Below are 1,584 nucleotides of genomic sequence, written 5' to 3'. Positions count from 1 at the left end.
AGACGATATGAGAAAGCCATTGGGGCCGCCTCCCCCGCGGCGCAGCTTCTTTCCGCGGGCTCGGGGTGCCACAATGGGCTTTGAGTATCGGCCCGTGCGGTAGCCCTTACCGCACCTGCGGGGAGGAGGCTTCCCATGCCCCATGTTACCTCCATCGGCCTGGACGTCCACGCGCGATCGGTCGCCGCCGCGGCGTTCAACCCCTTCACCGGCGAGGTGGTTCGCCGCAGCTTCGGCACCGACGCCTCCGAGATCGCGGAGTGGGCCCTCGGCTTCGAGGACCCGAGGGCGTGCTACGAGAGCGGCCCCACCGGGTTCCACATGGCGCGCGAGCTGCGCGCGCTCGGCCTCGACTGCGCCGTGGCCGCCGTCTCCAAGATGCAGAGGCCGGCGGCGGACGCCCGGCGCAAGAACGACCGGCGCGACGCCGAGTTCATCGCCCGCATGCTCGCCACCCACAACATCGTCGAGGTCCCGCTGCCCGACATGGCGGTCGAGGCCGCCCGGGACCTCGACCGCGCCCTCGACGACGCGACCCGCGAGCTCCGACGCTCGAGGCAGCGCCTCAACATGTTCCTGATCAGGCTGGGCCACGTCTGGGACGAGCGCAACGCCGACGGGGCGAGGAAGAAGGCCTGGACGAGGGCCCACTGGAGGTGGGTCTCGGAGATCAGGCTCGAGGGGCCGCAGCGCGACGCGCTGGAGTACTACGTCACGGCCGCCCGCTGCGCGGAGTCGGACAGGCGGCAGCTCGAGAGGAGGGTCGTTGCGCTGGCGGGCACCGACCGCTGGCGGGCGACGGTGGAGGCGCTGTCCTGCATCAAGGGGGTCGACACCCTGACGGCCTTCAGGCTCGCGGCGGAGGCCGGGTCCTTCAGCAGGTTCCGCTCGGCGCCGGCCTTCGCGAGCTGGTGCGGACTGACCCCGTCGGAGCACTCGAGCGGCGAGTCCGAGCGGCGCGGCGGGATAACCAAGGCCGGCAACGCGCTCGCGCGCACGGCGCTCATAGAGTCCGCATGGCACTACTCCACGTGCTCCCCGAGGCCAAAGGCCCCAGCCCCCGGCACCGACGTGCCCCCGGCGATACGCTCGAGGGCGGACGACTGCACCGCCAGGCTCCACCGCCGCCGCGAGGCGCTGGCCGCGGCGGGCAAGAGCGCGTGCAAGGCCAACGCCGCCGTGGCGCGCGAGCTCGCCTGCTGGGTCTGGGAGATCGGGTGCAGGTCTGAGGGGACCGTCCTCTAGCGGCCGGCTACAACCGACTCCCGCCGGGAGGGCCCGCGCCTCGACGCATCGCCGGCGCGAGTTCACGACCTTTTTGATGGGCAGCCCCCGGGCCGCGCCCGACAAAAGACTGGATTCGTACGATAGCGCCGGACGGAGAATCGAAATGCGGTGGGGTGCGCGGACATACCGGGCTGACCGCCGGAAGCGCACCCGCAAGAGCCCGCGGATATTAGCTTGCCAGGCAAGCGTCGACTAAGCCATGCAGCGTGCGCGGGCTCTCCCGACGGGAAACGAAAAAGCCCGGTTTCAAACCGGGCTCGAACGAACATGCCTATTGACAATGGCTTTCTCATATTA

The 1,584-nt window shown here is 70.4% G+C and carries 1 protein-coding gene; it reads left to right on the top strand.

The window, feature by feature from the left end:
• Window positions 1-135 precede the first annotated feature (135 nt).
• Window positions 136-1,245, top strand: coding sequence for an IS110 family RNA-guided transposase (locus NBH09_RS09915; protein ID WP_195622538.1), 1,110 nt, complete (start codon window positions 136-138; stop codon window positions 1,243-1,245).
• The last annotated feature ends 339 nt before the right edge of the window (window positions 1,246-1,584 follow it).

It is taken from the genome of Collinsella sp. BG-O-102 (genome assembly GCF_023656745.1).
GTDB lineage: Bacteria > Actinomycetota > Coriobacteriia > Coriobacteriales > Coriobacteriaceae > Collinsella.
Note: the sequence above shows the minus strand (reverse complement) of the source record. Positions and strands in the feature narration are given on the sequence as shown.